Source organism: Undibacterium sp. SXout7W (genome assembly GCF_049339385.1).
Lineage (GTDB): Bacteria > Pseudomonadota > Gammaproteobacteria > Burkholderiales > Burkholderiaceae_D > Undibacterium.
The window spans coordinates 1-441 of sequence record NZ_JBMPPF010000081.1 but is presented as its reverse complement, the minus strand read 5'-3'; the positions used below and the strand labels follow the sequence as shown (position 1 = coordinate 441).

Sequence of the window (441 nt, the reverse complement as noted above, 5' to 3'; positions counted from 1 at the left end):
CTCATTCATAAAACATGCTCGCGAGAGCATGTTTTATAGTGGAAATTGGAGCGAATGTTTCCAATTTTTCTTGTTCTTGCGCGATTTCTCGCACAATCGGCACACTATGGCAGGCGCATCAAGCGCCTGCGGATCATAAACAGATTCGCTAGTGCACAAGTGACAAACAAGCGATGCGCGTTCTTCTGCAATCCGCGATAACGCACCTTCGCAAATCCAAACACGCGCTTGATGATGCCAAAGGCATGCTCAACCCTGGCGCGGATGCTCGACTTGCGACGGTTGGTCAGACGTTCTGCATTTGTTAATGCATGGCTGCGTGTAGCACGGCAGTTAGTAAAATCTCTTACCTTTGGTGCTTTGCTACGCGCTGCCTGTTTTTGGCCTATATAGGCAGAATCTCCCCAGTAGCGAGTCTCTTGCCCATGCAGCAAGTCAGGC

1 protein-coding gene is annotated in these 441 nt (G+C 49.9%); it reads right to left on the bottom strand.

Annotated elements, in window-relative coordinates:
- Positions 1 to 104 precede the first annotated feature (104 nt).
- Positions 105 to 441 (bottom strand): transposase (locus ACO0LB_RS20575; protein ID WP_423052572.1); only part of this gene is annotated, 337 nt, incomplete at its 5' end.